The 26445-nt window shown below is 67.8% G+C and carries 26 protein-coding genes and 1 tRNA gene; 13 read left to right on the forward strand and 14 right to left on the reverse strand.

Going from position 1 to position 26445, the window contains the following annotated elements:
• Position 1: 1 nt before the first annotated feature.
• Positions 2-715 carry a TerC family protein gene (locus tag O4H32_RS11265; protein ID WP_269359231.1) on the reverse strand — a complete coding sequence of 238 codons (714 nt, stop codon included), beginning with the start codon at positions 713-715 and terminating at the stop codon, positions 2-4.
• A gap of 364 nt (positions 716-1079) precedes the next feature.
• Between O4H32_RS11265 and O4H32_RS11270 the strand changes: the two genes are divergently transcribed.
• Both O4H32_RS11270 and O4H32_RS11275 read left to right on the forward strand, forming a co-directional pair.
• Positions 1080-1916, forward strand: a complete 837-nt coding sequence (locus tag O4H32_RS11270) for a universal stress protein (protein ID WP_269359232.1) — start codon at positions 1080-1082, stop codon at positions 1914-1916.
• A 128-nt stretch (positions 1917-2044) separates the two neighbouring features.
• The gene (locus O4H32_RS11275) at positions 2045-3901 is read left to right on the forward strand and encodes an ABC transporter ATP-binding protein (RefSeq protein WP_269359234.1); all 1857 of its coding nucleotides are present in this window, start codon (positions 2045-2047) and stop codon (positions 3899-3901) included.
• A 13-nt stretch (positions 3902-3914) separates the two neighbouring features.
• On the opposite strand, the gene O4H32_RS11280 is transcribed toward O4H32_RS11275, so the two are convergent.
• Complete coding sequence (locus O4H32_RS11280; RefSeq protein WP_269359236.1) at positions 3915-4664, reverse strand: sulfite exporter TauE/SafE family protein; 750 nt, start codon at positions 4662-4664, stop codon at positions 3915-3917.
• Between the two features lie 4 nt (positions 4665-4668).
• Positions 4669-5796: a metallophosphoesterase gene (locus O4H32_RS11285; protein WP_269359238.1), complete on the reverse strand. Its 1128-nt coding sequence runs from the start codon at positions 5794-5796 to the stop codon at positions 4669-4671.
• 217 nt (positions 5797-6013) lie between these two features.
• Here O4H32_RS11285 and O4H32_RS11290 point away from each other — a divergent pair.
• A tRNA-Cys gene (locus O4H32_RS11290) sits at positions 6014-6087 on the forward strand.
• 196 nt (positions 6088-6283) lie between these two features.
• On the opposite strand, the gene O4H32_RS11295 is transcribed toward O4H32_RS11290, so the two are convergent.
• The 4 genes from O4H32_RS11295 to O4H32_RS11310 form a co-directional block, all read right to left on the reverse strand.
• On the reverse strand, positions 6284-6493 hold the full coding sequence (locus O4H32_RS11295) for a cold-shock protein (protein ID WP_407932649.1): 210 nt from the start codon (positions 6491-6493) through the stop codon (positions 6284-6286).
• A 137-nt stretch (positions 6494-6630) separates the two neighbouring features.
• Positions 6631-6864, reverse strand: a complete 234-nt coding sequence (locus O4H32_RS11300; RefSeq protein WP_269359239.1) for a hypothetical protein — start codon at positions 6862-6864, stop codon at positions 6631-6633.
• Between the two features lie 315 nt (positions 6865-7179).
• A complete protein-coding gene (locus tag O4H32_RS11305) occupies positions 7180-8109 on the reverse strand; it encodes a ZIP family metal transporter (RefSeq protein WP_331284292.1) in 930 nt (309 codons plus the stop codon).
• Entirely contained in the window at positions 8102-9583 is a 1482-nt protein-coding gene (locus O4H32_RS11310; RefSeq protein ID WP_269359242.1) for a M20 family metallopeptidase, read from the reverse strand. Before O4H32_RS11310 ends, O4H32_RS11305 begins: the two co-directional genes overlap by 8 nt.
• Positions 9584-9695: 112 nt before the next feature.
• On the opposite strand from O4H32_RS11310, the gene O4H32_RS11315 reads away from it, so the two are divergent.
• From O4H32_RS11315 to O4H32_RS11335, 5 genes are read left to right on the forward strand one after another with little or no spacing between them, the layout of a single operon-like run.
• Positions 9696-10310 carry a DUF2946 family protein gene (locus tag O4H32_RS11315; RefSeq protein WP_269359243.1) on the forward strand — a complete coding sequence of 205 codons (615 nt, stop codon included), beginning with the start codon at positions 9696-9698 and terminating at the stop codon, positions 10308-10310.
• Positions 10311-10339: 29 nt separating this feature from the next.
• Positions 10340-10927 (forward strand): NUDIX hydrolase, encoded by a 588-nt coding sequence (locus O4H32_RS11320; RefSeq protein WP_269359245.1) that lies wholly within the window; start codon positions 10340-10342, stop codon positions 10925-10927.
• 40 nt (positions 10928-10967) lie between these two features.
• Entirely contained in the window at positions 10968-11807 is an 840-nt protein-coding gene (aat, locus tag O4H32_RS11325) for a leucyl/phenylalanyl-tRNA--protein transferase (protein ID WP_269359247.1), read from the forward strand.
• A gap of 25 nt (positions 11808-11832) precedes the next feature.
• Positions 11833-12570, forward strand: coding sequence for an arginyltransferase (locus tag O4H32_RS11330; RefSeq protein ID WP_269359250.1), 738 nt, complete (start codon positions 11833-11835; stop codon positions 12568-12570).
• Positions 12571-12619: 49 nt separating this feature from the next.
• Entirely contained in the window at positions 12620-13663 is a 1044-nt protein-coding gene (locus tag O4H32_RS11335) for a quinone-dependent dihydroorotate dehydrogenase (RefSeq protein ID WP_269359251.1), read from the forward strand.
• Positions 13664-13739: 76 nt separating this feature from the next.
• On the opposite strand, the gene O4H32_RS11340 is transcribed toward O4H32_RS11335, so the two are convergent.
• The 6 genes from O4H32_RS11340 to O4H32_RS11365 form a co-directional block, all read right to left on the reverse strand.
• Complete coding sequence (locus O4H32_RS11340) at positions 13740-16898, reverse strand: efflux RND transporter permease subunit (protein ID WP_269359253.1); 3159 nt, start codon at positions 16896-16898, stop codon at positions 13740-13742.
• Positions 16895-18100 carry an efflux RND transporter periplasmic adaptor subunit gene (locus O4H32_RS11345; RefSeq protein ID WP_269359255.1) on the reverse strand — a complete coding sequence of 402 codons (1206 nt, stop codon included), beginning with the start codon at positions 18098-18100 and terminating at the stop codon, positions 16895-16897. The genes O4H32_RS11340 and O4H32_RS11345 overlap by 4 nt, the downstream gene beginning before the upstream one ends.
• Positions 18101-18407: 307 nt before the next feature.
• Complete coding sequence (gene phaP, locus O4H32_RS11350) at positions 18408-18977, reverse strand: TIGR01841 family phasin (RefSeq protein ID WP_269359257.1); 570 nt, start codon at positions 18975-18977, stop codon at positions 18408-18410.
• 165 nt (positions 18978-19142) lie between these two features.
• Positions 19143-19973 carry an IclR family transcriptional regulator gene (locus tag O4H32_RS11355; RefSeq protein ID WP_269359258.1) on the reverse strand — a complete coding sequence of 277 codons (831 nt, stop codon included), beginning with the start codon at positions 19971-19973 and terminating at the stop codon, positions 19143-19145.
• Between the two features lie 112 nt (positions 19974-20085).
• Positions 20086-20964 carry a competence/damage-inducible protein A gene (locus O4H32_RS11360; protein ID WP_269359260.1) on the reverse strand — a complete coding sequence of 293 codons (879 nt, stop codon included), beginning with the start codon at positions 20962-20964 and terminating at the stop codon, positions 20086-20088.
• Between the two features lie 15 nt (positions 20965-20979).
• Positions 20980-21771 (reverse strand): EI24 domain-containing protein, encoded by a 792-nt coding sequence (locus O4H32_RS11365; protein ID WP_269359262.1) that lies wholly within the window; start codon positions 21769-21771, stop codon positions 20980-20982.
• A gap of 64 nt (positions 21772-21835) precedes the next feature.
• Between O4H32_RS11365 and O4H32_RS11370 the strand changes: the two genes are divergently transcribed.
• Positions 21836-22210, forward strand: a complete 375-nt coding sequence (locus O4H32_RS11370) for a thioredoxin family protein (protein WP_269359264.1) — start codon at positions 21836-21838, stop codon at positions 22208-22210.
• A gap of 12 nt (positions 22211-22222) precedes the next feature.
• Here the strand turns inward: O4H32_RS11370 and O4H32_RS11375 are convergent, their stop codons facing one another.
• On the reverse strand, positions 22223-23602 hold the full coding sequence (locus O4H32_RS11375; protein ID WP_269359266.1) for a DEAD/DEAH box helicase: 1380 nt from the start codon (positions 23600-23602) through the stop codon (positions 22223-22225).
• 129 nt (positions 23603-23731) lie between these two features.
• Here O4H32_RS11375 and O4H32_RS11380 point away from each other — a divergent pair, with 129 nt between their 5' ends.
• Genes O4H32_RS11380 through O4H32_RS11395 form a run of 4 tightly spaced genes read left to right on the forward strand, consistent with a single transcriptional unit; the run spans position 23732 to position 26437 of the window.
• The gene (locus O4H32_RS11380; protein ID WP_269359267.1) at positions 23732-24652 is read left to right on the forward strand and encodes a branched-chain amino acid transaminase; all 921 of its coding nucleotides are present in this window, start codon (positions 23732-23734) and stop codon (positions 24650-24652) included.
• Positions 24653-24711: 59 nt separating this feature from the next.
• On the forward strand, positions 24712-24921 hold the full coding sequence (locus O4H32_RS11385; RefSeq protein ID WP_269359269.1) for a zinc-finger domain-containing protein: 210 nt from the start codon (positions 24712-24714) through the stop codon (positions 24919-24921).
• A 4-nt stretch (positions 24922-24925) separates the two neighbouring features.
• Complete coding sequence (locus O4H32_RS11390; protein WP_269359271.1) at positions 24926-25348, forward strand: YybH family protein; 423 nt, start codon at positions 24926-24928, stop codon at positions 25346-25348.
• A 3-nt stretch (positions 25349-25351) separates the two neighbouring features.
• The gene (locus O4H32_RS11395) at positions 25352-26437 is read left to right on the forward strand and encodes a YheT family hydrolase (protein WP_269359273.1); all 1086 of its coding nucleotides are present in this window, start codon (positions 25352-25354) and stop codon (positions 26435-26437) included.
• The last annotated feature ends 8 nt before the right edge of the window (positions 26438-26445 follow it).

A 26445-nucleotide genomic window follows, 5' to 3' on the forward strand; every position in this document is an offset into this window, starting at 1 on the left:
ATCAGCCGGCGTTCCGGGCCGCGACCGCCGCCTTGCGGCTGGCGAGCCAGCGGCCAAGCGCCACCACCAGCAGCGCGCCGACGATTTCAACGGTGAGCTTCAGCGCCGTGGACGGCGGGCCAAGACGGTCCGTGACGACGACGTCGGTGACGAGCATGCCGCCCGCGATCCAGCCCAGCAGTCCGGCGCCGAAGGTGACCACCAGCGGGTAGCGGTCGATCAGCTTCAGCACCAGAGTGCTGCCCCAGATGATGATGGGCACGCTGACCAGCAGCCCGAAGATCACCAGGCCGAGCTGGTGGTCGAGATGAGCCCCCTGGGCCGCGCCCGCGATGGCGATGACATTGTCCAGACTCATGACGAAATCCGCGACGAGAATCGTCTTGACCGCGGCCATGACCGATGCGCCCCCGGCGATCTTGTCATGCCCACCGTCCTCGGGCAACAGCAGCTTGACGCCGACCCACAGCAGCAGCAGCGCGCCGACGATCTTCAGGAAAGGAATGTCGAGCAGCGTCAGGGCGAAGGCGATCAGCGCCACGCGCAGGAAAATGGCGCCGGCGGTTCCCCACAGGATGCCCTGCATGCGCTGGGCGCGCGGCAGGTTGCGGCAGGCCAGGGCAATGACGACGGCATTGTCGCCGCCCAGCAGGATGTCGATCAGGATGATCTGGAAAACGGCCCCCCAATGGAGCGTCTGGAGAAATTCGAGCATGGGTCCCCCCCGGTTGCGGGTTGTCGGTTTCAGGAATCACCGCCGGGAGGATCGGGCCATTTTCATGGCGGGAAGACGAACCTTGCCCTGGGCGGCAAGGTCTTGCTCGCGGCGGGGGCCTGTCCGAAGACCCCGGGACCGCCCGCGCACCGGGCGATGCGCGCAAGCGCGAGACGCCGTCATGACGATGCCGCGGAAAGTGAGCTACTCCCCTTGAGGGCGGGATTATAGACGAATTCGCCGCATGCGCGGCCTTGCGCCAGGTCAGCCGGGGCGCGCAACCCGGCCGCACAGGAAGCCTGGCCTGGGATAAGATGATGGCAACACGCAGGACAGGATTCGCCACACCTCCAGGGGGTTTCTCATGCCGGGCCGTATTGCCATCCATCTGAATGACGACACCGTTTGCGAACGCCGCATGGACATCGGCCTGCGGCTGGCCAGGGACCGCGGGGCGGAAGCCGTCGGAGTCTATCCCTCGGCCAGTGTCGCCGGTCTCCAGCAAGACGAAAACATCCTGCCCCAGGACGTCCGCTCGACTCTGCGCAAACGCCGCGACGAACACCGCGAGGCCACCCGCGTCCGGTTTCTGGACAAGGCGCAGGATCTGGGCGTCCGTGCCCATTGGCGCGCGCCTCATGGCGACGCCGAGGACGGCCTGACCCTGCATGCCCGCTATTGCGACCTGCTCGTCATGAGCAAGGCGGACCCGACCGACAGCCTGTCGGCGCTGCGGCCCAACTTGCCGGAAGCCGTGGTCATGGCGTCCGGCCGTCCCGTGCTGCTCATCCCCAACTTCGGTCCCGTCGACACCATCGGCCGGCGCATCCTGTTCTGCTGGGACCAGCGCCGCGAGGCCGCCCGGGCCTTCTCCGACGCCGCACCGCTTCTGCTGAACTGCCAGGCGCTCACGGTGCTGGAAATCGACCGCGAAGATCAACTGATGCGCGAACGCGACATCCACGAGGACGACTTCTCGGACTACTGCACCAGCCTGGGCTACCCCAAGCCCCGGCACCTGCTGAAGGACAGCAAGGGCTACGGTGTCGGCAACGTCATCCTGAACACCGCCACCGACACCGACAGCGACCTGATCGTCATGGGCGCGTACGGCCATAGCCGCATGCGCCAGTGGATCATGGGCGGCGCCACCAGTACGCTGCTGTCCACCATGACGGTGCCGGTGCTGCTGGCGAACTGACGGTCTGACCGCCCCCCGGCCGTCTCCGAGGATCTGATTGCCGCCGGGCCGCCCCAAGGCAATCAGCGCCCCCCTCTAGGGGCGGCAAGCCGAAGGCGCGGCGTGGGGGCCTGTTTCTGGAGTCCCCTTTGCTGCACAGGTTCGAAAGCCTGCTCGATCCGTTCCCGCCCGAGGACGCGCCGCTGCCGCCCAAAGGCCTGTTTCCTTTCCTTTGGGCCTGCACGCGCGGCACGCGGCGCTACATCGCCGCGCTGGCGGCACTGAGCGCGAGCGTCTCCATCTACGAAGCCTGGCTGTTCGCTTTCCTGGGCCAGGTGGTGGACCTGCTCGAAGCCTGGCGAACCGGGGCCGGGCCCGCCGAACACGCACAGCGCGTACTGTGGGGCATCGCCGTCGTGATGGTCGCCAGCATCGGCCTGGTGGCGCTGCGCACCACCATGCAGCACCAGGTGCTGGCCATCAACCTGCCGCTGCGGCTGCGCTGGGACTTCCACCGGCTGATGCTGCGCCAGAGCCTGTCCTTTTTCTCCAACGAATTCGCCGGCCGGGTCACCACCAAAGTCATGCAGACCGCCCTCGCGGTGCGCGATGTGCTGCTGACCTTCAGCGAGATCGTGCTCGGCATCGGCGTGTACTTCTTCACCCTGATCGCGGTGGCGGGCGGTTTCGACGCCCGGCTGACGCTGCCCTTCGTCGGCTGGCTCGCGCTGTACGGGCTGGCCATGGCGTATTTCGTGCCGCGTCTGGGCAAGGTCGGCCAGGAACAGGCCCACGCCCGCTCCTCGATGACGGGACGCGTGACCGACGCCTACGCCAACATCGCCACCGTCAAACTCTTCTCGCACACCCGGCGCGAGGCGCGGTTCGCCCGCGCCGCGATGGAGGATTTCCAGGACACGGGCTACCGCCAGATGCGCCTGGTCAGCCGGTTCGAGATCGTCAACCAGACACTGGTGGCGTGCCTGATCCTGTCGGCGGGCGGTTACGCGCTGTGGCTCTGGCGGGACGGGCTCATCGGCACCGGCGCGGTCGCCGCGGTCACGGCCATGGCCCTGCGGGTCAACGGCATGTCGCACTGGATCATGTGGCAGATGGCCTCGCTGTTCGAGAACATCGGCACCGTGCAGGACGGCATCGCCACCCTGACCCACCCCCCCAAGGTGCTGGACGCGCCCGACGCGCGGCCCCTGGAGGTCGAACGCGGCGAGGTGGTCTTCGAGCAGGTGTCCTTCAACTACAACGGCGAACGGCAGGTGTTCGACGGACTCGACCTGACCGTGCGCCCCGGCGAGAAAATCGGCCTGGTCGGACGCTCGGGCGCCGGCAAGTCCACACTGATCAATCTGCTGCTGCGCTTCTACGACGTGGACGGCGGCCGGATCCTGATCGACGGCCAGGATATCGCCCGCGTGACGCAGGACAGTCTGCGCGGCGCCATCGGCATGGTGACGCAGGACACCTCGCTACTGCACCGCTCGATCCGCGACAACATCGCCTACGGCCGCCCCGACGCCAGCGACGAGGACATCCGGGCGGCGGCGCGGCGCGCCCAGGCCGACGAATTCATCCGTCAACTGGGCGACCCGGGGGGCCGCCGGGGCTACGACACCCTGGTGGGCGAACGCGGCGTGAAGCTGTCCGGCGGCCAGCGCCAGCGCGTCGCCATCGCCCGCGTCATGCTCAAGAACGCGCCGATCCTGCTGCTGGACGAAGCCACCAGCGCCCTCGACTCGGAAGTCGAGGCGGCCATCCAGGAAAGCCTGGACGGGATGATGCAAGGCAAAACCGTGATCGCCATCGCCCACCGCCTGTCCACCATCGCCGCCATGGACCGGCTCGTCGTCCTGGACGAAGGCCGCATCATCGAACAAGGCAGCCACGCGGAACTGCTGGCGCTGGACGGCACGTACGCGCGCCTGTGGCGCCACCAGAGCGGCGGTTTTCTCGCGCAGGAAACGGACGACGCCCTCGAACCGGCCTTGTGACCCCGCGACGGACTCAGCCCCGGGCGCGCACGAAAAACGCCACGGTGATGCAGGCGGTCAAGGCCAGCGTCCCGTAGCGGACCACCGACCCCGGGATCCGCTTGCCCGCGATCGCCCCCGCATAGCCGCCCAGACTGGCGGTCACCAGCATGACGGCGGCGGCCGGCCAGTCCACGGCGCCGGCGGCGATGAAGATCAGCACCGCCATGGTGTTGGCCGCCGTCACCATCAGGACGCGCGGCCCGCTCATGCGCTTGAGATCATGCGCGCCCAGCAGGCTCCACACCGCGACCATCATGATGCCCACCGCCCCGCCGAAATAGCCGCCGTAGACGCCCAGGCAGAACTGCAGGCACAGCACCACCGCGGGCCGCAGGCGGCAGCGGGTCCGTACCCATTCCCCGACCCGCCGCCCGAACCCCAGGGCGCACGTGGCCGCCAGCAGCAGCCAGGGCAGCGCCGCGTTGAAAGAACGGGACGGCATGTTGAGCAGCAGCAGGGCGCCCGCGATACCGCCGAGCAGCGTCACGATCAACAGCGGCCGCAGAGGCACCTCGCCCACCCCGGACAGACTGTCGCGATAGGCCCAGGCGCTGGCCATGCTGCCCGGGTAGAGCGCCACCGTGCTGGTCGTATTGGCCAGTACCGGCGGCACGCCGACCGCGATCAGGGCCGGCAGACTGACGAAGGAACCGCCGCCGGCCAGGGCGTTCATGGCGCCGGCCGCAAAACCGGCGCCAGCCAGCACCCAAAGGGAGTCCATGGACCTATTCCTCCGCCCTCAAGACGATCCGGGTGATCTCGGACGGCCGCCCCAGGCGGAGCGCCAGACCGTTCCACAAACCCGCGCCGTTGCTGACGTAAAGCCGCATGGGGCCCAGGCGGTAAAGGCCCGAGACGAAGCCCTTGTTGACCCATTGCGTCAATAGATGCGGCCCCAGGATCTGCCCGCCATGCGTATGGCCGGACAACTGCAGCGCGATGCCGGCCCGGGCATGCCGCGCCGCCCTGTCGGGGCGATGGGCCAGCAGGATCACCGGCACGCCCGGTTCCAGGCCCTTGAGGGCCGCGTCCAGGTCGGGACGAGGCTGACCAAACCGCCCAGCCTGGCGGTCCGTGAGACCGGCCACCGCCAGCGTCGCGCCGCCGCGCCGGATGAGCACGTGGTCGTTTTCCAGCATGCCCAGCCCCAGCGCGCGATAGGCGGCCATCCAGCTTCGGTAGTCGGCGTAGTATTCATGATTCCCGGGAATCGCCAGCACGCCGTCGCGCGCCCGCAAGTCGCCCAGGGGCCGCACATCGGCCGCCCGCGCCTCGGGAAAGCCGTCGGCCAGATCGCCGGTGATCACGATCAGGTCGGCATCCAGGGCGTTGGTCCTGGCCACCACGGCCGCCATCCAGGATTCCGGCAGCAGCCGGCTGGCGTGCAGATCGGTCAATTGCGCGATGCGATAGCCGTCGAAGGCGGGCGGCAGGCCCGGGATCGCGATCGTCACCGTCTTGACATCGGGCACCCGGACCGCCTGCCAGGTACCGACGGCCGACAGGACCAGGGCCAGCGCGCCCAGCGATCGATGCAATGTCCGCCCGCTCAGGACGGCCCGGCCCGCGCGGCGCGATACCAGGAACACGAGCCCGCCCGCCACGTCGCGCAGCAGCAGGAGCATTCCCAGCAGCAGAAAGGCGCCGAAGGCCCAGCCCAGGCCAAGGAGGACGGGCCGGGGCAACTCCGGCGAAGCCAGCGAGCCAAAGAAGTGGCGGGTGAACCAGTGGTACTGGGCCACCAGGAAGATCACGAACGCCAAGGCGGCCCGCGCGCCGACCCGCCACGGCAAGGGCCGGACGAAGCGTCCCAGCACATAAAGCCAGATGGCGCCGGTGATGAGCGGCAGCATGTTTCCCATGGGTCGGCCCGGGATGCGGTCAAAGGCGCCATCTTAACAACAATGCCCTCATGGCCAAGACGCGCCGGAACGCCGGGAACCCGAGCGCGGTCGGCATTGCCCGGGACAGGCGGACGCGTCCGCGCGACGGGGACGCTGGCGATGCTGTGACGGGAAATATCGTATAATGGCGGACTTGGCCAGGTCACCCCTGGTCTCTGACATCATCGGCGCAATGGCAGAGTGGTGATGCAGCGGATTGCAAATCCGTGTACGTCGGTTCGATTCCGGCTTGCGCCTCCAGGATTCAAATGAAAAAGGGCTTGCATGCGCAAGCTCTTTTTCATTTCTGCGTCGCCGGGGATCCGGTCAGTCCTGCTCTACCGCTCGCCCGGACCCCACGTCCACCCGGAAAAAAACCGGGCCTCCTGTTTCTGGAGGCCCGGTCGCTTCATGATTTCCCGCGGATCACCGCCCGGAGGCGGGAATCCGCCGGACATCAAAGAATCTGGATCTTGGTAGCCTGCGGGCCCTTCTGTCCGACTGCGGACACGAAGGAAACGCGTTGGTTTTCTTCAAGGGACTTGTGGCCGGAGCCCTGGATCTCCGAGTAGTGCGCGAAAAGATCCTTGCCGCCGGATTCGGGCATGATGAAGCCGAACCCTTTTTCGCTGTTGAACCATTTCACGATGCCGATTTCTGTATTCAATGTCATTCCTAAAGGTAATAGGGAAACTTTCCCCACCCCCACTATGGGGGTTTACTGCATGCGACACAATCACACTTTCAATTTGTCGCAAATAAAATGCCGGACGGATGCGATGTTCCCGCCGCCCACCCGCGTCGTTACGCGGGCACGGCGGGCAGCGAACGCGCCCGGATGTAGCTGAAGGCCTCGGTCTTGGCGAATTCGACCGCCGCCTGGGCGGATTCGAAAAACGGCGTGAACCGCATCAGGCGGTCCTGGGTCATGCTGGCATGGCCGCTGCGGATCGAGACGGAGGCGATATAACGCCCGGCCTGATCGCGGCGGACCAGGGGAGAAACCAGGTACTTGCCGACCTGTATGGATGGGTACATGAAAACCTTTCGATGCCGGCGACGGTGGCCGGGCATCCAATAAAAACAGTGAGTGCGCAAAGCGCGGGCGGTTGAAATCTGCCTGGGGCTGGTCCGCAGGGGTGTTCGCTGCGAACGAGGGGATGCCGAAACAAATAGCCCGTAGACCGGGAACGCTTGGCAAAAGGAAGAAAATCATCGTCGTATGCCGCGCGTTTTTGATGGAATCATTCTGTACGTCGCGGCAGACATCCAACAGAATAACACACACATACGACGCACATATCCAATCATCCGGCACGACACCGGCCCTATGCGCCGTCATGGCGCGGCGCCCTACCCGAGCGCGGTATCCAGGAACATCATCACGGCGAAACCGGCCATCAGGCCGACGGTAGCCGCCGTCTGATGGCCGTTGCGGTGGGTCTCGGGGATGACCTCGTGGGACACCACGAAGATCATCGCGCCCGCCGCCAGGCCCAGACTGACCGGATAGGCGATCGGCAGGCCGCTGGCGATGCCCACGCCCACCAGGGCGCCCAAGGGTTCCATCAGGCCGGAGGCGACGGCGATCAGGACTGCCTTGCCCAGCGGCAAGCCGATGGCCCGCAACGCCAAGGCCACGGCCAGGCCCTCGGGAATGTCCTGGATGGCGATGGCCGTGGTCAGGGGCAGTCCGACCGCAAGATCGCCTCGGGCGAAACCCACGCCGATCGCCATGCCTTCGGGCAAGTTGTGCAGAATGATGGCCAGCACGAACAGCCAGACGCCGCCGATGCGTGCGGCGGCCGGGCCATGGGCGCCGGAACTTTCATGCTGATGGGGCGTAAAGTAATCCAGCCCCAGCATCAACAGCACCCCCAGGCCCAGCCCGATCGCGACCGTCAGCGCCGCACCCGCGCCACTGTCCAGCAGTTCGCGGGCCGCGTCCAGGCCGGGCAGGATGAGCGAGAACGAACTGGCGGCCAGCATCATCCCGGCGGCGAATCCCAGCATGCAATCCTGGGCGCGCGTCTCGACGGACCGAAGGCCCAGCGCCAGCAGCGCGCCCAGCGTCGTGGCGCCGAATCCGGCGACACCGCCCAGGGCCGCGTACCCCGCGAAACCCCGGTTGCCTTCCGTGAACGATTCGGCGCCGCTGGCAAGCAGCAGCCAAAGCACGGCCAACAGCGCCACACCCAGACCCAGGGCCGCGACCCGATGCGCGCGCAACTGTTGGCGCCAGGCCTGGGCCCAGGGCGTCGCAACGGTCTGCGCGTCACGCATCGCCATGGGCTCCCGGCAGGACCGCCATGGCCTGGGCCACCGCCGCCGTCAGACGCCTGGCGTACGGCACGTGCAGGAACTCGTTGGGGCCGTGCGCATTGGACTGCGGCCCCAAAACGCCGCAGACCATGAACTGCGCGGACGGAAAGCCCTGGCGCAGCAGGCTCATCAGCGGAATCGTGCCGCCCTGTCCGATATAGCCACAAGGGGCGTCAAAATACCGCCGGGACGCCGCGTCCAGCGCGTCGTTCAGCCAGGGGGCCGACTGCGGCGCATTCCAGCCGCTGGCCACTCCGGGGTCGGGCTGGAACAAGACGCGGGCACTGTAGGGCGCGTCCTGTTCCAGCAACTGTTTCAGTGCCACGGCGGCCGCGCCGGCGTCGACCAGTGGCGGCAGGCGCAGGGACAGTTTGAAAGCGGTGCGCGGCCGCAGCACGTTGCCGGCGCTGGCCAGTGGCGGCAGGCCCTCGGCCCCGGTGACGGACAGGGTCGGCCTCCAGGTGCGGTTCAGCAGCGCCTGCTGCGGCTCCGTCGCCATGGGAAGGACCACGCCGCCCTCGGCGCCGCAGCTCCAGGGGAAGCGCTTCCAGACCTCGTCGCCCAGGATGCGGGCGGCCGCCCGGGCCTGTTCGGCGCGCTCGGCCGGGATGTCGCAATGGAAGCTTTCCGGCAGGATGCGGCCCGTGCCGCTGTCCTCCAGGCGGTCCAGCAGATGACGCAGGATGCGGAAGCTGGACGGCACCACGCCGCTGGAATCGCCCGAATGCACGCCTTCGTCGAGCACCTGGACTTCCAGCGTGCCGGTCACCAGGCCGCGCAGCGAGGTCGTCATCCAGAGCTGGTCATAATTGCCGGCCCCCGAATCCAGGCAGACCACCAGGGCGACGCGGCCCAACCGGTCGCGCAGGGCGTCGATGTAGGGCAGCAGATCGTAGCTGCCGGATTCCTCGCAGGTCTCGATCAGGCCGACACAACGCGGACGGGGGACGCCCTGACGGTCCAGCGCCTCGATGGCGGTGAGCGATGCGTAGACGGCGTAGCCGTCGTCGGCGCCGCCCCGGCCGTAGAGCCTGCCGTCGCGCATCACCGGCGTCCACGGCCCCAGGCCGGCGCGCCAGCCGGAAAATTCCGGCTGCTTGTCCAGATGGCCATACATCAGCACCGCGTCGCCATCGTCCCGCCGCGTCGCGGGGGCCTCGAACCACAGGACCGGCGTGCGGCCCGGCAGGCGGACCACCTCGATCGACAGCCCCTGGATCCGCCGCGTCCGCGCCCAGCGCGCGGCTTCTTCCACTACGCGGTCGATGTGGCCGTGGGCCGCCCATTCGGCGTCAAAGGCGGGACTCTTGGCGGGAACCGCGATGTAGTCCGCCAGGGCGGGCACGATTTCCCGGTCCCAGGTGTCGTCGACGAAGGCCCGGAGGGCGGCGGGATCCAGACCGGGGGGAGGGGCGGAGGCCTGCGGGGTATCCATGATATGTTCAGGCGATGCGTCCAAAAGGCCATTCTACGCCCCACCGGGCCTGGCGCCGCGCGGGCGCGGCTCGGATACACTGCCCGGATCGACTGCAATCCGGAACACCGAGATGGACGATCAAGTCATCGCCGCCATGGCCCGCTGGCCGGATGTGCCGGCCGTGCGCGGCTGGCTGTCACTGTCCGTGCGCGGACAATGGCGTCTGCACCCCTGCGGACGGGGCTGGGGCGCGCCGGACGAGGAGCCCGGCGAAGCCATCACCAGCCCGCGGATCGTGGCCTTCATCGGCCGCAACTACCAGGCGGACGACACGGGCCGCTGGTTTTTCCAAAATGGCCCGCAACGCGTCTATGTGCGGCTGGACGGCGCGCCCTGGATCCTGAATCTGGACACAGACACGCAGGGCCGCCCGAGACTGCGGACCCACACCGGCCGGGACTATGGCCCCGTGACGCGCTGGTGGCTGGACCCCGAGGGTCGCCTGTACTCCGGCTCCGGCCAGGGCGCCGGCCTGGTGGCGGACCGCGACCTGGCCCGGGTAATCGACGCGCTGCGCACGGCTGGCGGCCGGCCGCTGGACGACTGGCTGGAACGGCCCGAGCCCGCCGGGATCACCGTGCGTCTGGCCAGCGCCGGCGAGGGCGACATCCCGACGGATGCGCCGCTGGGCCTGCTGGCAACCCACGATCTCGAGGCCACGCTGGGATTCGTGCGCCGGCCATGAGAAAAACCGCCGCAGGCTAAAATCCCCCTATGACTTCGCCCGATCCCGCCTTCTACCATCCCGCGCCCCGCTCCCAGCAATTCTGCTCGCAGTGCGGACACGCGCTCAGCCGGGAAATCCCGCCGGACGACAATCGCATCCGCGACCTGTGCACCCACTGCGGCGCGGTCCATTATCAGAACCCGCGCAACGTGGTCGGCGTGGTGCCGATCCTGGACGACCGGGTGCTGCTGTGCCGCCGCGCCATCGAGCCGCGCCACGGCAAATGGACACTGCCGGCCGGCTTCATGGAACTGGGCGAGACCACCGAACAGGGCGCCGCGCGCGAGAACCAGGAAGAATCCGGCGCGCGCATCCGGATCCGGTCCCTGCTCACGGTGATCGACGTGCCCTCGGTCAACCAGGTCCATCTGTACTACCTGGCCGACGTGCTGGGACCGCATCTGGCGCCGGGACCGGAAACCCTGGAGGCCGCCTTCTTCAGTCTGGACGAAATTCCCTGGCGCGACCTGGCCTTCCGCACGGTCAGCACGACGCTGGAGCATTATCTGCGGGACCGCGCCCAGGGAAGCTTTCCCACCCACCACTACGCCATCGATCTGCGTTTTCCGGATTGAACGGGCGGGACGTGACATCAGCCGAAACCGCGACGCCGCCATGACGATCGTCTGGATCGAAGACCACGATCCCCTGCCCGACCCGACCCGCGCGTCGATACCCGCCAGCGGTCTGGCGGCGGCTGGGCGGGATCTTTCGCCCGCCCGGCTGCGCGAAGCCTACCGCAAGGGACTGTTTCCCTGGTATAGCCCCGGTGAGCCGGTGCTGTGGTGGAGCCCCGATCCGCGCATGGTGCTGCGCTGCGAGGATTTTCATCTCGGTCGATCGTTGGCCAAGCGCGTCCGCCAGTTCGACCGGGCCGCCGCCGATGGTTCGACCCCCGACCTGTGCGTCACCCTGAACCAGGCCTTTCCCGAGGTGATCGCCCGATGCGCCCGGCGCGGCGCCCCGCACATCGGCCTGGGCGCCGCCCGCGCCGGCCGGGCATGGCGGGAAACCGGCGCGGCGCAGGGTCGGGACGGCACCTGGATCACCCCGGACATCATGGCCGTCTACACCGCCTGGCACCGCATGGGCCATGCCCACAGCGTCGAGACCTGGATCGGCGGCCGGCTGGCGGGCGGGCTCTACGGCGTCGGCCTGGGACAATGCTTTTTCGGCGAATCCATGTTCAGCCTGGCCGCCGACGCCAGCAAGATCGCCCTGGCCTACCTGGTGCGTCATCTGCAGGCGCGGGGCGCGCCCTGGATCGACTGCCAGCAGGAAACCCCCCATCTGGCCAGCCTGGGGGCGCGGCCCGTGGTCCGGCCGGATTTCCTGGCGATGCTGGCGGCGGGCCGGGACGCCCCCGCTCCGGCCTGGGGGAGCGGGCGCCTGCGGGCCGACGGCCGCCTGGACGCGCCACCGTCTGGCCTTCCCGCGCGACCGATGCCACAATGAATCGGTCGCCACTTCGGCCCGACTCATGAGCAATCCCAGCGAATCCGTCTTCCGACGCCTGCAGTTCTACACCACCGCCGCCTACCCGTGCAGCTACCTGCCCGGCCGCATGGCGCGTTCCGAGGTCGCCGCGCCCACCCATCTGGTGGATGAATCCGCCTACGCACGCCTGATCGAACAGGGCTTTCGCCGCAGCGGCCTGTTCACCTACAAGCCCGCCTGCGAACAATGCCAGGCCTGCATTCCCATTCGCATCGACGTCCAGCGCTTCCGGCGCGACCGCACCCAGGGCAAGCTCTGGCGACGCCTGCGGCCTGCCCTTTCGACCCGCCTGGCGCCACTGCACTGGGACGCCCGGCATTTCGACCTGTATCTGCGCTACCAGAAACGGCGTCACCCCGGCGCCGGCATGGACCAGGACGACCAGGCCCAATACACCCAGTTCCTCCTGACCAGCCGGGTCCATTCCGAGATGGCCGAATTCCACGATGACGCAGGCGCGCTGCGCATGGTGGCCATCATGGACCGCATCGACCACGGTCTGTCGGCCGTCTATACCTTCTACGATCCCGACTGGCGCGGCAGCCTGGGCACCTACGGCATCCTCTGGCAACTGGACTACGCCGACCGCCTGGGCCTGCCCTGGCTGTATCTGGGCTACTGGATCGGGGAAAGCCGTAAAATGGCCTATAAATCGCGTTTCAGGCCGCATCAGATCCTGCGCGGCGGGGTCTGGGCCGAACCGCCGCCAGACGGCGACTGATCCCGGGCCGGCGCGCGTCGTTCCCCACCCAACCGATCCGTTCCGACCCATGTCCTTGCTGTTCCAAGCCTACCCTCTGGCGCGCGCCGCCCTGTTCTCCATGGACCCCGAACAGGCCCACGAATGGACCCTGCGGGCGCTGCAACGCACCCAGGGTTGCGACATGGCGCGACTGCTGGCCGCGCGGCAGCCCATCCTGCCTCGCACCGTCATGGGCCTGCCGCTGCGCAACCCCGTCGGCCTGGCGGCGGGGCTGGACAAGAACGGCGCCTGCATCGACGGCCTGGCCGCCCTGGGCTTCGGCTTCATCGAGGTCGGCACCGTCACTCCGCGCGCCCAGCCCGGCAACCCGAAACCGCGCATGTTCCGCCTGCCGCGCGCGCGCTGCCTGATCAACCGCATGGGCTTCAACAACGACGGCCTGGACACCTTCGTCGCCAATGTCCGACGCAGCCAGTGGCGCCGGCACGGCGGCATCCTGGGACTGAACATCGGCAAGAACGCCGACACCCCGATCGAACATGCCGTGGACGACTACCTGCGGTGCCTGGACGGCGTGTATCCCCACGCGGACTACGTCACGGTCAACATTTCCTCGCCCAACACGCGCAACCTGCGCAGCCTGCAGAGCCACGACGCGCTCGACGCGCTGCTGGGCGCCCTGCGGGAACGCCGCGAAATCCTGGCCGACCGCCATGGCCGGCGCACACCGCTGGTGATCAAGATCGCGCCCGACCTGGAGACCGGGGAAATCGACGCCGTCGCGGAACTGGTCCCGCGCCACGGCATCGACGGCATCATCGCCACCAACACCACCCTGTCGCGCGAGGCCGTGCGCGGCCTGCCCCACGAGGACGAGGCCGGCGGCCTGTCCGGGCCGCCCGTGCACGAAATGTCGCTGGCCGTGATCAGCCGACTGCGCGAACACCTGGGCCGGGACACGGCGATCATCGGCGTAGGCGGCATCGAATCCGGCCGTCAGGCCGTGGAAAAGGTCCGGGCCGGAGCCGACGCGGTGCAGCTCTACACCGGGCTGATCTACCGGGGACCGGCGCTGATCGCCGAATGCGTGCGGGCGCTGGAAACGGCCTGACACCGGCGCCCATGCCCGCAGCCGGACACGGCGCCGCCATACCCCATCGAGCGACGTCGCGGCAAGCGGTCCTCGGCTAAGCCGCCTTGCCTCCCCGCGCGCGCCGCAGCCTATGTGCCTTTTTCAGCGCACGGCCACGCGCGTAGCGGTGATGCAGGCGGTCCAGGTACAGATACACCACCGGCGTCGTGAACAGGGTCAGCGCCTGCGACAGGATCAGGCCGCCCACCATCGTGTAGCCCAGCGGCTGGCGCAGTTCGGACCCGGCACCTGTGCCCAGCATCAGCGGCAGGCCCGCCAGCAGGGCGCACATCGTGGTCATCATGATGGGCCGGAAACGCAGCAGGCAGGCCTGGTAGATGGCGTCGCGCGGGGACAGGCCCTGCTGGCGCTCGGCCACCAGGGCGAAGTCGATCAGCATGATGCCGTTCTTCTTGACGATACCGATCAGCAGCAGGATGCCGATGATCGCGATCACGCTCAGGTCGAAGCCGCTGCCCATCAGGATCAGCAGCGCCCCCACGCCCGCCGATGGCAGGGTGGACAGGATGGTCAGGGGATGGATGTAGCTTTCGTACAGCAGGCCCAGCACGATGTACACGGCCACCAGGGCGGCGGCGATCAGGTAGGGCTGGGTCGCCAGGGATTCCTGGAAGACCTTGGCCGTGCCCTGGAAAGCCCCCTGGATCGACAGCGGCAGGCCCATGGCGGCCTGCGCCGCGTGGATGGCGTCCACCGCCTGACCCAGCGAATAGCCGGCGGCCAGGTTGAACGAGATCGTCACCGCCGGAAACTGGCCCTGGTGGTTGATCGACAGAAAGCCCGGTTTCGACGTGTCCACCCGGGTCAGGCTGGATAGCGGCACCTGCTCGCCGGTCAGCGGCGACTTGACGTACAGGTGCGAGAACACGGCCGGATCCGACTGCAGTTCAGGGGTGATTTCCAGAACGACCTGGTAGCTGTTGATCTGGGTGGAATACTGCGCCACCTGGCGCTGGCCCAGGGCGTTGTAGATCGTGCCGTCGATCATGGCCGGCGTGATGCCGAACATGGCTGCGCGGCCGCGGTCGATCGTGACCATCGCGGTGTTGGCGCCGTTCTGCTGGTCGGTCGCCAGATCGGCCAGTTGCGGCAGGCCGCGGAAACGTTCCAGCAACCGTGGCGCCCAGGTGTTCAGCTCTTCCAGGTTGGCGCTGGTCAGGGTGTACTGGTACTGGGTGCGCGACAGGCGCCCGCCGACGTTGATGTCCTGGCCCGCCTGCATGAACAGCCGCACCCCGGGCACGTGCTCCAGCCGCGGCCGCAGCCGGCGGATGACCTCGTCGGCGCTGGCGCGCCGCCCGGCCTCGCGCGGCTTCAGGCTGATGAAGAAACGCCCGGTATTGAAGGTCGGCGCATTGCTGCTCATGCCGAAGGCGGCGACGTCCGGGTCCTCGCGCAGCACGTCGGCCAGGGCCAGCATGCGCTGGTTCATGGCGTCGAAAGAGCTGTCCTGCGACGATTCGGCCAGACCGAAGATCGCGCCCGTGTCCTGCTGCGGGAAGAAGCCCTTCGGAATCAGGATGAACAGCGCGGCGGACGCGGCCACCGTCGCCAGGAAGACGCACAGCGTGGCGAACTGGTGGTCCAGCGCGTGGTCCAGTCCCCGCCTGTAGACCGCCAGCATGCGGTCGAAGCCGCGCTCGAAGGCCTGGTACAGCCGCCCATGCGCGGCCTGCCGCGGATTGCGCAGATAGCGCGAACACAGCATCGGCGTCAGGCAGAGCGTCACCAGCACGGAGATCGCCACGGTCATGGTGACGGTCACGGCGAATTCGCGGAACAGCCGCCCCACGATGCCGCCCATCAGCAGGAGGGGAATGAACACCGCCATCAGCGACACCGAGATCGACACGATGGTGAAGCCGATCTCGCGCGCGCCCTTCAGCGCCGCCTCCATGGGTGTCATGCCCTCTTCCACGTGGCGCCAGATGTTCTCCAGCATGACCACGGCGTCGTCGATCACGAAGCCCACGGAGATCGTCAGCGCCATCAGCGACAGGTTGTCCAGGCTGTAGCCGGCCACATACATCAGGGCGAAGGTGCCCATCAGGGCCAGCGGCACCGTAGCGCTGGCGATCAGCGTGCCCGCGACGTTGCGCAGGAACATGAAGATCACCAGCACCACCAGCGCGATTGACAGCAACAGCGTGAATTCGACCTCGTGGACCGAGGCGCGGATGTTCTGGGTACGGTCGATCAGGGTGCTGACCTGGATGCTGGCCGGCATGGACGCCATCAGGCGCGGCAGTTCCGCGCGGACGCGCTCGACCGTGTCGATGACGTTGGCGCCCGGCTGCTTGGTGATCCCCATCACCAGGGAACGCCCGTTCCAGGATACGTCGCCCGGCCCGGCCCCACGACCCGCGAAGGCCCAGGCGGCCTGTTTCGTGTCTTCCGGTCCCGGCACCGCCTGGCCGATGTCGCGCACCCGCACTGGCGCGCCGTTGCGCCAGGCGACGATCACATCGTTCCAGGGCGCCGCTTCCAGCACCTGATCGTTGGTGTAGATGGTATAGCTCTGACGGCTGCCGTCGATCGTGCCCTTGGGCTGATTGACCGTGGTGGTGGCGATCACGCCGCGGATCGATTCCAGGTCCAGGCCCAATGCGGCGATCTTTCGCGGATCGACCTGGATCCGGATGGCCGGCTTCTGCTGCCCGAAGATGTTCACCTGGCCGACGCCCTCGACCCGCGACAATTGCTGGGCCAGGATGTTGTCGGCGAAGTCGTTGACTTCGGTGACGGGCAACACATCGGACTGCACCGACAGGATCAGGATGGAGAAATCCGCCGGGTTGACCTTGCGGAACGTCGGCGGACTGGAGAGGTTCGAGGGCAGTTGGCGCGAGGCCGCGTTGATGGCGCTCTGCACGTCCAGGGCGGCGCCGTCGATGTTGCGATCCAGCGCGAACTGCAGCGTGATGCGCGACGAACCCAGCGCATTCTCCGAGCTCATCTGCACCAGGCCGGGAATGCTGGCGAATTCCCGTTCCAGCGGCTGGGCCACGCTGGTGGCCATGGTTTCCGGATTGCCGCCGGGCAGCTTGGCAGTGACCTGGATGGTGGGGAAATCGACTTGAGGCAGCGGTGCCACCGGCAGCAGCGGGAACACCGCCAGGCCCAGCAGGAACAAGGCCATCGCCAGCAGCGAAGTGCCGATGGGGCGCCGGATGAAGGGTTCGGAGATGTTCACGAGGCATTCCCCGGCGCGGCGGATGCGGGTTCATCGCCTGCCGGCGTGGCCGCTCCGGCCGAGATTTCGGCGATCTTCAAGCCGGGCCGCAGCTTGTACTGGCCATCGATCACGATGCGTTGCCCCGCGTACAGCCCATCGTCCACCACGGCCAGGCCGTCCTGGACCACGGCCGTACGCACCGCCTGCAGGCGTACCCGGCCGTCCGGATCCACCACGTAGACGAACAGCCCTTCGGCGCCGCGCTGCACGGCGGACTCCGGCACCACCAGGGCGCCCGCCCGGTCCCCCAGGATCAGCCGCACATCCACGGTCTGCCCCGGCCACAAGGCCTGATCGGGATTATCCAGCCGGGCCTTCAGGCGCAAAGTGCCGCTGGCGGCGTCGATCCGGTTGTCCATCAGGACCAGCGCACCCTGCCCCAGCCGTTGCGACTGTCCCCGACCGTAGACTTCGACCGTCAGTCCAGGGGAGGAAGGGCCGGCCACGCGGAGGGCGGCCTGGACCTCGGCGAAAGCCGTGTCGGGCACGGTGAAACTGACGGCGACCGGGTCGATCTGGTTGATCAGCACCAGTCCTGCGGCATCCGTCGCGCGGACCAGGTTGCCCGGGTCCACCTGCAGGGCCCCGGTGCGCCCCGTCAGAGGGGCCGTGATGCGGGTGTAGTCCAGCTGGACGCGCGCAGCCTGGATCTGGGCCTCGTCGGACTGGATCGTGGCCCGCAGCACCTCGACCTGGGCGCGCTGGGTGTCCAGGGTCTTGCGGTCGATGGCGCCATGGCGGGCCAGTTCGACGTAACGCGCCAGATCCTCGCGGGCATTGTCCAGTTGCGCCTGGTCGCGCGCTCGCTGGGCGACGGCCTGGGCCAGCTGGGCCTTCTGGACGCGGTCATCGAGCCTGGCGATGACCTGGCCCCGGCGCACGACCTCGCCTTCACGAAAGCCCACCGACTCCAGCTGGCCATCGATGCGCGCGCGTACCGTCACGCTGGCCCAGGCCTGGATCGCGCCCAGCCCCTGGAGCCGGATGGGCATGTCGCGGGCTGCCACGGTGGCCGTATGCACCAGGACCGGGGCCGCCCGCGTGTTTTCCGCGGCGGCGGTCGGCGCAGGGCGGCCCGACCACCAGCCCCACGCGCCCAGGATCAGCAGTGTCGCCAGGCCCCACCACAGAAAAGAACGGCGCACGGAGGAAATCGCCATGGGTCCTCGAAACGGGATGATCGACAGGAGAATCCCCGCCGTGTCGCTGCACCGGCGGAGCGGACGGCCTGATGGTCGCCTCTGGGCGAGTATACGAGGAAAAGGAACCCCCACGCCGCGCAGGCTTGCGCCCGCTTGCTGCCCCCAAAGGGGGCGCTTTTTTCCTTGGGGCGGCTCGGCGGAAAAAGGCCCCCCCACGCCGCGCAGGCTTGCGCCCGCTGATCGCGCAAAAAAGAAGCCCCGGGGCTTTCGTCCCGGGGCTTCTTGGATGGCCGGCCTGGCGGTCGGCCGGCGATGCCTGTGGATATCAGGCGGCGCGGCGCGAACGCGAACCGGCCTTGGTGGCCTTGCCGACGTCGGCGGCGGCCTTCAGCGTGGCGTTGGTCGCGGCGGCGAAGTTCGATTCCGCGGCGTTGGCGGCCTGGCGGGCCGCCTTGGAGGCGGATTCGTAGGCGTTGGTGGCAGTGGCCAGCGAGGACTTCAGCAGCGCCACGGCGCCTTCGGAGCCGGTGGGGGCGTTGCGGGCGAACTGCTCGACCACATCGGACATCTGCTTCTGGCCCTGGGACAGCTGGGCTTCGGCCAGCTTGCTCAGGTCGCCCTGGATGTCGGCCAGGATTTCGTAGACGTCCTTGCCGTAGGCCACGGCCTGCTCCGGACGGACCAGGGCCGAGGTGAAGGCCAGCAGTTCCTGCGCGTCCTTCAGTTCGGCGGCTTCCTGAGACTTCTGGGCGACGTCTTCCAGAGCGGCCTTGGTGGCTTTCAGGTTCAGGTCGACCAGCTTTTCGAAACCGCTGAAGAACGTGCCCTGGACGGCCAGCAGATTGTCGATGACGGCCTTTTGAGAGGCCAGCAGGGATTGTTGATTCGCGCTCATGATGACTCCTTGTCAATGGTAGAAGGTTTCCTCAGAGGCACGATGCCCGGCACCTTCTCGATCGCAGCATTTTGCTGCAACGCACAAATGAAATTTTATAGAAATTCAAAAGGATGTCAACTCATTTTGTTGCGTCGCAACAAAATGATTGAACCGGAGCGGGATTCAGTGCTGCGCCTCGTAGCCCAGGGCTTCGGAAATACGGGCGCTGGTGCTCATCAGCAGCGGAATCCAGTCGTCGCGCATGCGCTCGGCGGGGGCCGACAGGGACAGCCCGGCCAGCAGCGCCCCGGTATCGTCATGGACACCGGCCGCGATGCAGCGCACGCCGAGTTCGAGTTCCTCGTTGTCGCGCGAATAGCCATGCCGGCGCACCAGAGCGAGTTCACGTTCCAGTTGATCGACCTGAGTGATGCTGTTGCGCGTGGTGCCGGCCAGCCCCGTGCGCATGGCGTAGCTGCGCACGCTGCGGGCGTCCCACACGGACAGGAACAGCTTGCCGGTGGAAGTCAGATGCAGCGGCGCCCGCCCGCCGATGGCGCGCACCACCTGCATGCCGGACCGTTCGCTCCAGGCGCGCTCGATGTAGACGATCTCGTCGCCCTGGACGAGCGACAGGTTGACGGTCTGGCCGGTCTGGCGGTGCAGTTCGCGCATCGGGCCGATGGCCGCCGTGCGCACATCCAGCCGCCCCTTGACCAGAGAGCCGAGTTCCAGCAGGCGCATGCCCAGACGGTACAGGCCGCTGTCGACGCGTTCGACGTAGCGGCCTACGGCCAGGTCGGCCAGGATGCGGTGCGCCGTCGAGGCGTGCAGGCCCGTGGCGGCCGACAGATCCTTCAACGTGACCGGGTCGCGCTGTCCGGCCAGGACATCCAGGATGCGCATGGCGCGATCCAGGACCTGGATCGTCACCGCGCCATGATCGCCGGCAGCCGCGGCGAGTGCCGGTGTGCCGTGTGAGGATGGAGTGGAAGTATGGGGAAGACGTGCCATGGGTTCGCTTTGTTGCATCGCGCCATTTTTCCATACTATGAAAAAACCTATCGCATGGCAAGCATTTTCTGGCGGCCGTGGACACCCGCGCCGCCCTGTCTCCGACGCCTGGTCAGACGGGCGGCTCGAGCCGCCCGCCCAGGGACAGTACCTCGGTCCGCAGCCAGGCCAGCGCCTGCGCGGCGGCCTCCGGGTCGCCCTTGACCCCCAGTTCGATGTGGGGGTGACCACCCGAATCGCCGACGTTCGGCAGGCTGAAGGCCCGGATGCCCTGCCAGCGCCGTTCGAGCGATTCCAGGGCCGGTGTGATGCGTGATTCCGGCAGGCCGAACACCAGGAAAGCGTGTTCGACCCTGGACTCGCGATGGTGCCACCGGGCATAGCGCGTATCGAGCGTCCAGGCCATCATCGCGTGCGCCATCACCGGGAATCCGGGCATGAAACTGTGGTTCCGGATGAAAAAGCCAGGAATCCTGTTGTAGCTGTTCGGGATGATTTCCGCGCCGGCGGGGAACACGCCCATCTGCAGACGCTGCTGGTTTTCCGGTGTGGACATGTCCGCGCTTCCCTGGCCCTTGGCCGCCATTTCGGCGCAACGCTCGCCGATCAGGCGGGCGGCCTCGGGGTGCAGCGCCAGCGGCACTCCGAGGGCGCGCGCGGCGGCCTGACGGGTGCGGTCGTCGGGCGTGGCGCCGATGCCGCCGCAGCAGAACACCAGGTCAGGCGTCGCGAAGCTGCGTCGCAGGCATTCGACGATGTCGTCCTCGTCGTCGGAAATGAATTCGGCGGCGTGCAACCGCAGTCCGCGCGCCTGCAGCAGTTCGATCAGCTTGGCGAAATGTTTGTCCTGACGGCGTCCCGACAGGATCTCGTCGCCGATGGCGATCAGGCGCACGCGCGGCGGCGCCTGGGGAATGGGGCAGGCGTCGGCATCACAAAAAGCGGACTGCGGATCGGACGGATCGGCATCAGGAACGGCGGCGGAGGGCATTTTCAGGTTTCCGGGTCAGAGATCTATGACGGTTTCGGCACGCAGGCGGCGGATCGCTTCCAGACAGAAATGGGCGTACACCAGCGCCGAAAATACCGGCATCACCAGCCAGAACAGCGGGATCAGGTTCACGACAGCCAGACAGGCCGCGATCAGCCAGAGCTGGCGATTGTGACGCCGCCACAGCAACCGGCGTTCGGCCGGGCTGGCATGTTCGATCATGGCGTCCACACGCAGCATCCGGTTCAAGGCGAAAGCCCACCAGAACACCGGCAGCACCAGCGCCATGGGAGGAATCAGCCACAGCGGCATGGTGAACAGCCACCCCAGACAGAACAGCGCTCCGACCCAGATCGCATTCCAGATGCCCAGCGCCGTGGTGTGGCGACCCTGGCGGTCCAGGCCCCGGTAATCGCGGCGTTCCAGATGATGCAGCGCGATGGGCATGACGAACACGGCGGCAATCGCCAGCCCCAGGATGCCCGCCATGGGCAACAGCAACCCGGCCGCCATCAGCGGCACCAGCCACAGCTTCAGGGAAAACAGGCCGACCGCGACCAGCCAGCCGTCGACAGTGTTGAACAGCCCCCAGGACGAAGCCTCCTGATCCAGCCAGCCAGTCAGCGGTTGCCAGAAAAACCACAGGAGCAGCACCGCCCCCAGGAAGGCGATTACGAAGGGCAGAAACAGGGCCGCGAGCATGCGCGGGTGCAACTGGCTGGCGGCGGCACGGCGGAAAGCCTGTCCGACCAGCGCCAGGCCATGGGTGGAGCGGGGGTCGCGCAGGGCGAGGTCTTGATGCGTCATATGGCGGAATGATCCTTGAGAACCCATACAATCATCTTATTCAAAGAACGGGATGCCTGTCTGCATGAAATTGTTCGATCCGCACGCCACCCCCCAGGCCCTGCGCGACCGGCTGGCCACGGACGCAGGCCGACGCGTGGCCTGCTACTGCGCCGCCTGGTGCCGCACCTGCGACGCCTGGCGCCCCCTGCTGGAAGCCCTGGCGGACGAATATCCCGACTGGACCTTCCTGTGGGTGGACGTCGAGGACAGCCCGGACTGGCTGGGCGACGAGGACATCGAGAATTTTCCCACGATCCTGGTGCAGGACCGGGACGGCACCCGCTACTGGGGCGCGCTGCAGCCGCGCATCGAACAATTGCGACGCCTGATCGACGGCGCGTCGGCCCTGCCGGTGCTGCCGGCCGGTCCGGGCCGCCTGGACGCCCTGGCGAACTAGTGCCTGCGCACCCTAAGAGGATTTTCCGCCCAGCAGCACGCCCACGGGACGCCGCGTCGGCGACGCGGCGGGACGGGATTCGGCCTCGGGACGCGGCGCGGCCGCGGCGGGCTCGTAGGGCCGGGTAAAGAAGTCGTCCAGCGGCGCCTCGTGCGCATGCCGGACGGACGACCCGTGATGCCCCCCGACCGGGCGGCGGCGGGCGACGCTGCGCGGCAGTTCGAGTTCGCCGCGCGGGATCGTGGTCTTGATGAGCTTTTCGATGTCCTGAAGATAGCGTTCTTCTTCGGGCGCGAACAGCGCGATGGCCTCGCCCGAGGCCCCCGCCCGGCCGGTGCGGCCGATGCGGTGAACGTAGTCTTCCGCGTTGCGCGGCAGATCGTAGTTGATCACGCAGGGCACGCCGGCGACGTCCAGGCCACGCGCCGCCACATCGGTGGCCACCAGGACTTCCAGTGTGCCGGCCTTGAAGGCGTCCAGCGCCTTCATGCGTTCGATCTGGGTCTTGTTGCCGTGGATGGACTCGGCGCGCACGCCGTCCTGCTCCAGCTGGCGGGCCAGCCGGCTGCAGCCGATCTTGGTGTTGGAAAACACGATGACCTGGTTGAGCTTGCGGGACTTGACCAGATGGACCACGGCCCGGCGCTTGGCCTCGCCTTCCAGGGGATAGGCGATCTGGGTGACCGTGTCGGCCGTGGCATTGGGGCGTGCGACCTCGACTTCGACCGGGGTACGCAGAAAAGTGCGGCCGAGCTTGCGGATTTCCGGACTGAAGGTGGCGGAAAACAGCAGGCCCTGGCGGCCCGGCGGCAACAGCCGCATGATGCGGTCCAGGTCAGGCAGGAAACCCATGTCCAGCATGCGGTCGGCCTCGTCCAGCACCAGGATGCCGACCTGTCCGAGGTTGACGTTGCGCTGCTCGACGTGGTCGAGCAGGCGGCCCGGCGTGGCGATCAGGATTTCGCAGCCCTGGCGCAGCAGATCGCGCTGCGGACGGATGTCCACCCCGCCGAACACCACCGCCGTGCGCAGGGGCACGAAGCGGCTGTACTGGGCAACGTTGGCGTGCACCTGGTCGGCGAGTTCGCGCGTGGGCGTCAGAATCAGGGCGCGCACGGGATGCCGCGCAGGCGATGCGCTGCTGTTGGCAAACGGCATCAGCCGGTGCAGGATCGGCAGCGAGAAAGCGGCGGTCTTGCCCGTCCCGGTCTGGGCGGCGCCCATGACGTCCCGCCCTGACATGGCGATGGGAATGGCCTTGGCCTGGATCGGAGTGGCGGACACGTAGCCGGTGGCCTCGATGGCCTGCATGATGCCGGGGTGCAGGCCGAACTGGGCGAACGGAACGGGCGCCTCGGGCGCGGTGATGTCTTGGGAGGTGGAGTCGGTCATTCGTCGGATAAGGTGCGCAGGCACCCGGAAAACCGGCCCCACGCGTTCATGAACCCCTTATTTTAGCGTGCATCGCCGCGTGCCGGGCAATTGGTACAATGAACGCCTGACAAATTCCGGGAGACGGCGATGTCCATGGCTGATCGAGATGGGGTGATCTGGTACGACGGCAAGCTGGTGCCGTGGCGTGACGCGACCACGCACGTGCTGACGCATTCGCTGCACTATGGCCTGTCCGTCTTCGAGGGCGTACGCGCCTACCGCACCGACCACGGCACGGCGATTTTCCGCCTGGAAGACCACACCAAGCGCCTGTTCAATTCGGCGCATATCTACCAGATGAAGATCCCCTTCTCGCGCGAGGCGATCTCCGAAGCCCAGATCGAGGTCGTGCGCCGCAACGAACTGGAATCCTGCTACATCCGGCCGCTGGTGTTCTATGGCTCTGAAAAAATGGGCGTCTCGCCCAAGGGTGCCTCGGTCCACGTCGCCATCGCCGCCTGGGCCTGGGGCGCCTACCTGGGCGAAGAGGCCCTGAAACAGGGCATCCGCGTCAAGATCTCGTCCTTCGCTCGACAGCACGTCAACGTCACCATGCCGCGCGCGAAGATCGCCAGCACCTACGCCAATTCCATCCTCGCCAACGCCGAGGCCCTGGACCACGGCTACGACGAGGCCATCCTGCTGGACACCCAGGGCTTCGTGGCCGAAGGCTCCGGCGAAAACCTGTTCATCGTGCGCGACGGCGTGGTCTACGAACCGGACATCGCCTGCGCCCTGACCGGCATCACCCGCGCCTCCATCCACCAGATCGCCGCCGACCTGGGCCTGCGGGTGGAATCGCGCCGGCTGACCCGGGACGACCTGTACATCGCCGACGAGGCCTTCTTCACAGGCACGGCGGCCGAGGTCACCCCGATCCGCGAGATCGACGGTCGCCAGATCGGCGCCGGCGAACGCGGCCCGATCACCGCCCAGATCCAGAAAGCCTTCTTCGACGCGGTGTCCGGCAAGACGCCGAAATACCACCACTGGCTCTCCAAAGTCTGAGTCCTCTCCGAACCCGCCACCCGGACGGCCCGCCCGTCCGGCCCTTACCAGGAAACACCATGAGCAGCGTGCCCGAAACCGCCCACAACCAGGACATCGTCGAAGTCGGCGCCGACGACCTGCCGGTCTACTGCCCCGGCCCCAAGGCGCCCCTGTGGAGCCAGCACCCGCGCATCTACATCGAAGTCGTCAAGAACCACGTGGCCCGCTGCCAGTACTGCGGCACCCGCTACGCCCTGCGCGAGGGCGAAAAAGCACACGGCCACTAGGCCCATGTTTCCCACGCCCGAAGAGGCGGAATACGCCTTCTACGAAGCCATGCGCCAGGGCGACGCCGCTCTGATGATGCGCGTCTGGAGCGACGACGAGGATGTGGTCTGCATCCACCCGGGCGGTCTGCGGACCCTGGGCCCCCGGGCCGTACGGGAGGCCTGGAAACAGATCTTCGCCAACGGCCCGATCAGCGCCTTCCCGGCCCAGGTCAAGGCCATGACGGGCGTCATGAACGCGGTCCACACGCTGATCGAACAGATCATGGTCGACACCCCGCGTGGCAAGGACACCCTGAGCTTCTACACGACCAACATCTACCAGAAAGGCCCGGAAGGCTGGCGGATGATCGTGCACCACGCATCGGCGGCGCCCCGCGAGGCCGAACTGCTCGACCGCCCCGACCCTTCCCGCACCCTGCACTGAGCCATGAGCGCGCGCATCGACACCAACCCGTGCCCCGTGCCGGCCTGGCTGCCGGGCGGACACGCCCAGACACTCTACGGGGCGCTTTGCGCCCAGCACCCCACCCTGCATTTCGTGCGCGAGCGGGTCGACACACCGGACGGCGACTTCGTCGACCTGGATTGGTGCGCCCCCCGCCTGAACCCCAACCGGCATCCCGACGGCCAGGCCTCGCCGCACGTATCGGGCCTGGTGGGCACGGCGGCGCGACGCTGGATCGAGGACGCCGACTGGGCCGCACTGGCGGGCGACGGCCCCGCCCTGGTCCTGTTCCACGGCCTCGAGGGCAACAGCCTGAGCCCGTACATGCAGGCCATCGCCCATGATTTCCGCGCCGCCGGCTGGGTGGTGGCGGCGGCACACTTTCGCGGCTGCTCCGGCGTACCCAACCGCATGGCCCGGGCCTACTACAGCGGCGACTCGGCCGAGATCGATTTCGTCATCGGCCACGTCCGCGCGCGTCTGCCCGCTGCCGCGCTCCATGCCGCCGGGATTTCCCTGGGCGGCAACGCCCTGCTGAAGCTGCTGGGCGAATCGGGCGACACCCCCCATGGATTGCGCGCCGCGGCCGCGGTATCCGTCCCGATGGATCTGGCCACCTGCGGTCGGAGGCTGTCGGACACCGCCTGGGGCCGGCAACTGTATTCGCGCTATTTCCTGCGCAGCATGCGCCGCAAGATCTTCGACAAGGCCCGCGAATTTCCTGGTTCCGTGGACGTGTCGCGCACCCAGAGCATGCGAACCCTGCGCGAGTTCGACGACCTGTACACCGCGCCCATGCACGGTTACCTCAATGCGCTGGACTACTGGACCCGCGCGGCCAGCCTGCCGCTGCTGCGATCGATCCGCACGCCCACCCTGGCGCTGAACGCCCGCAACGACCCCCTCGTGCCCGAGGCCTCGTTGCCAGGATCCCGGGACGCGTCCGGCGACGTGCTGCTGCACCAGCCGGCCCAGGGAGGGCACGCAGGATTCGTGACGGGGATGTTCCCGGGCAGCCTGCACTGGCTGCCGGCGCGGTTGCTGCGTTTCTTCGGGCAAGGCCGCTGAACCCACCC

It is taken from the genome of Castellaniella denitrificans (assembly GCF_027214045.1).
GTDB lineage: Bacteria > Pseudomonadota > Gammaproteobacteria > Burkholderiales > Burkholderiaceae_B > Castellaniella > Castellaniella denitrificans_A.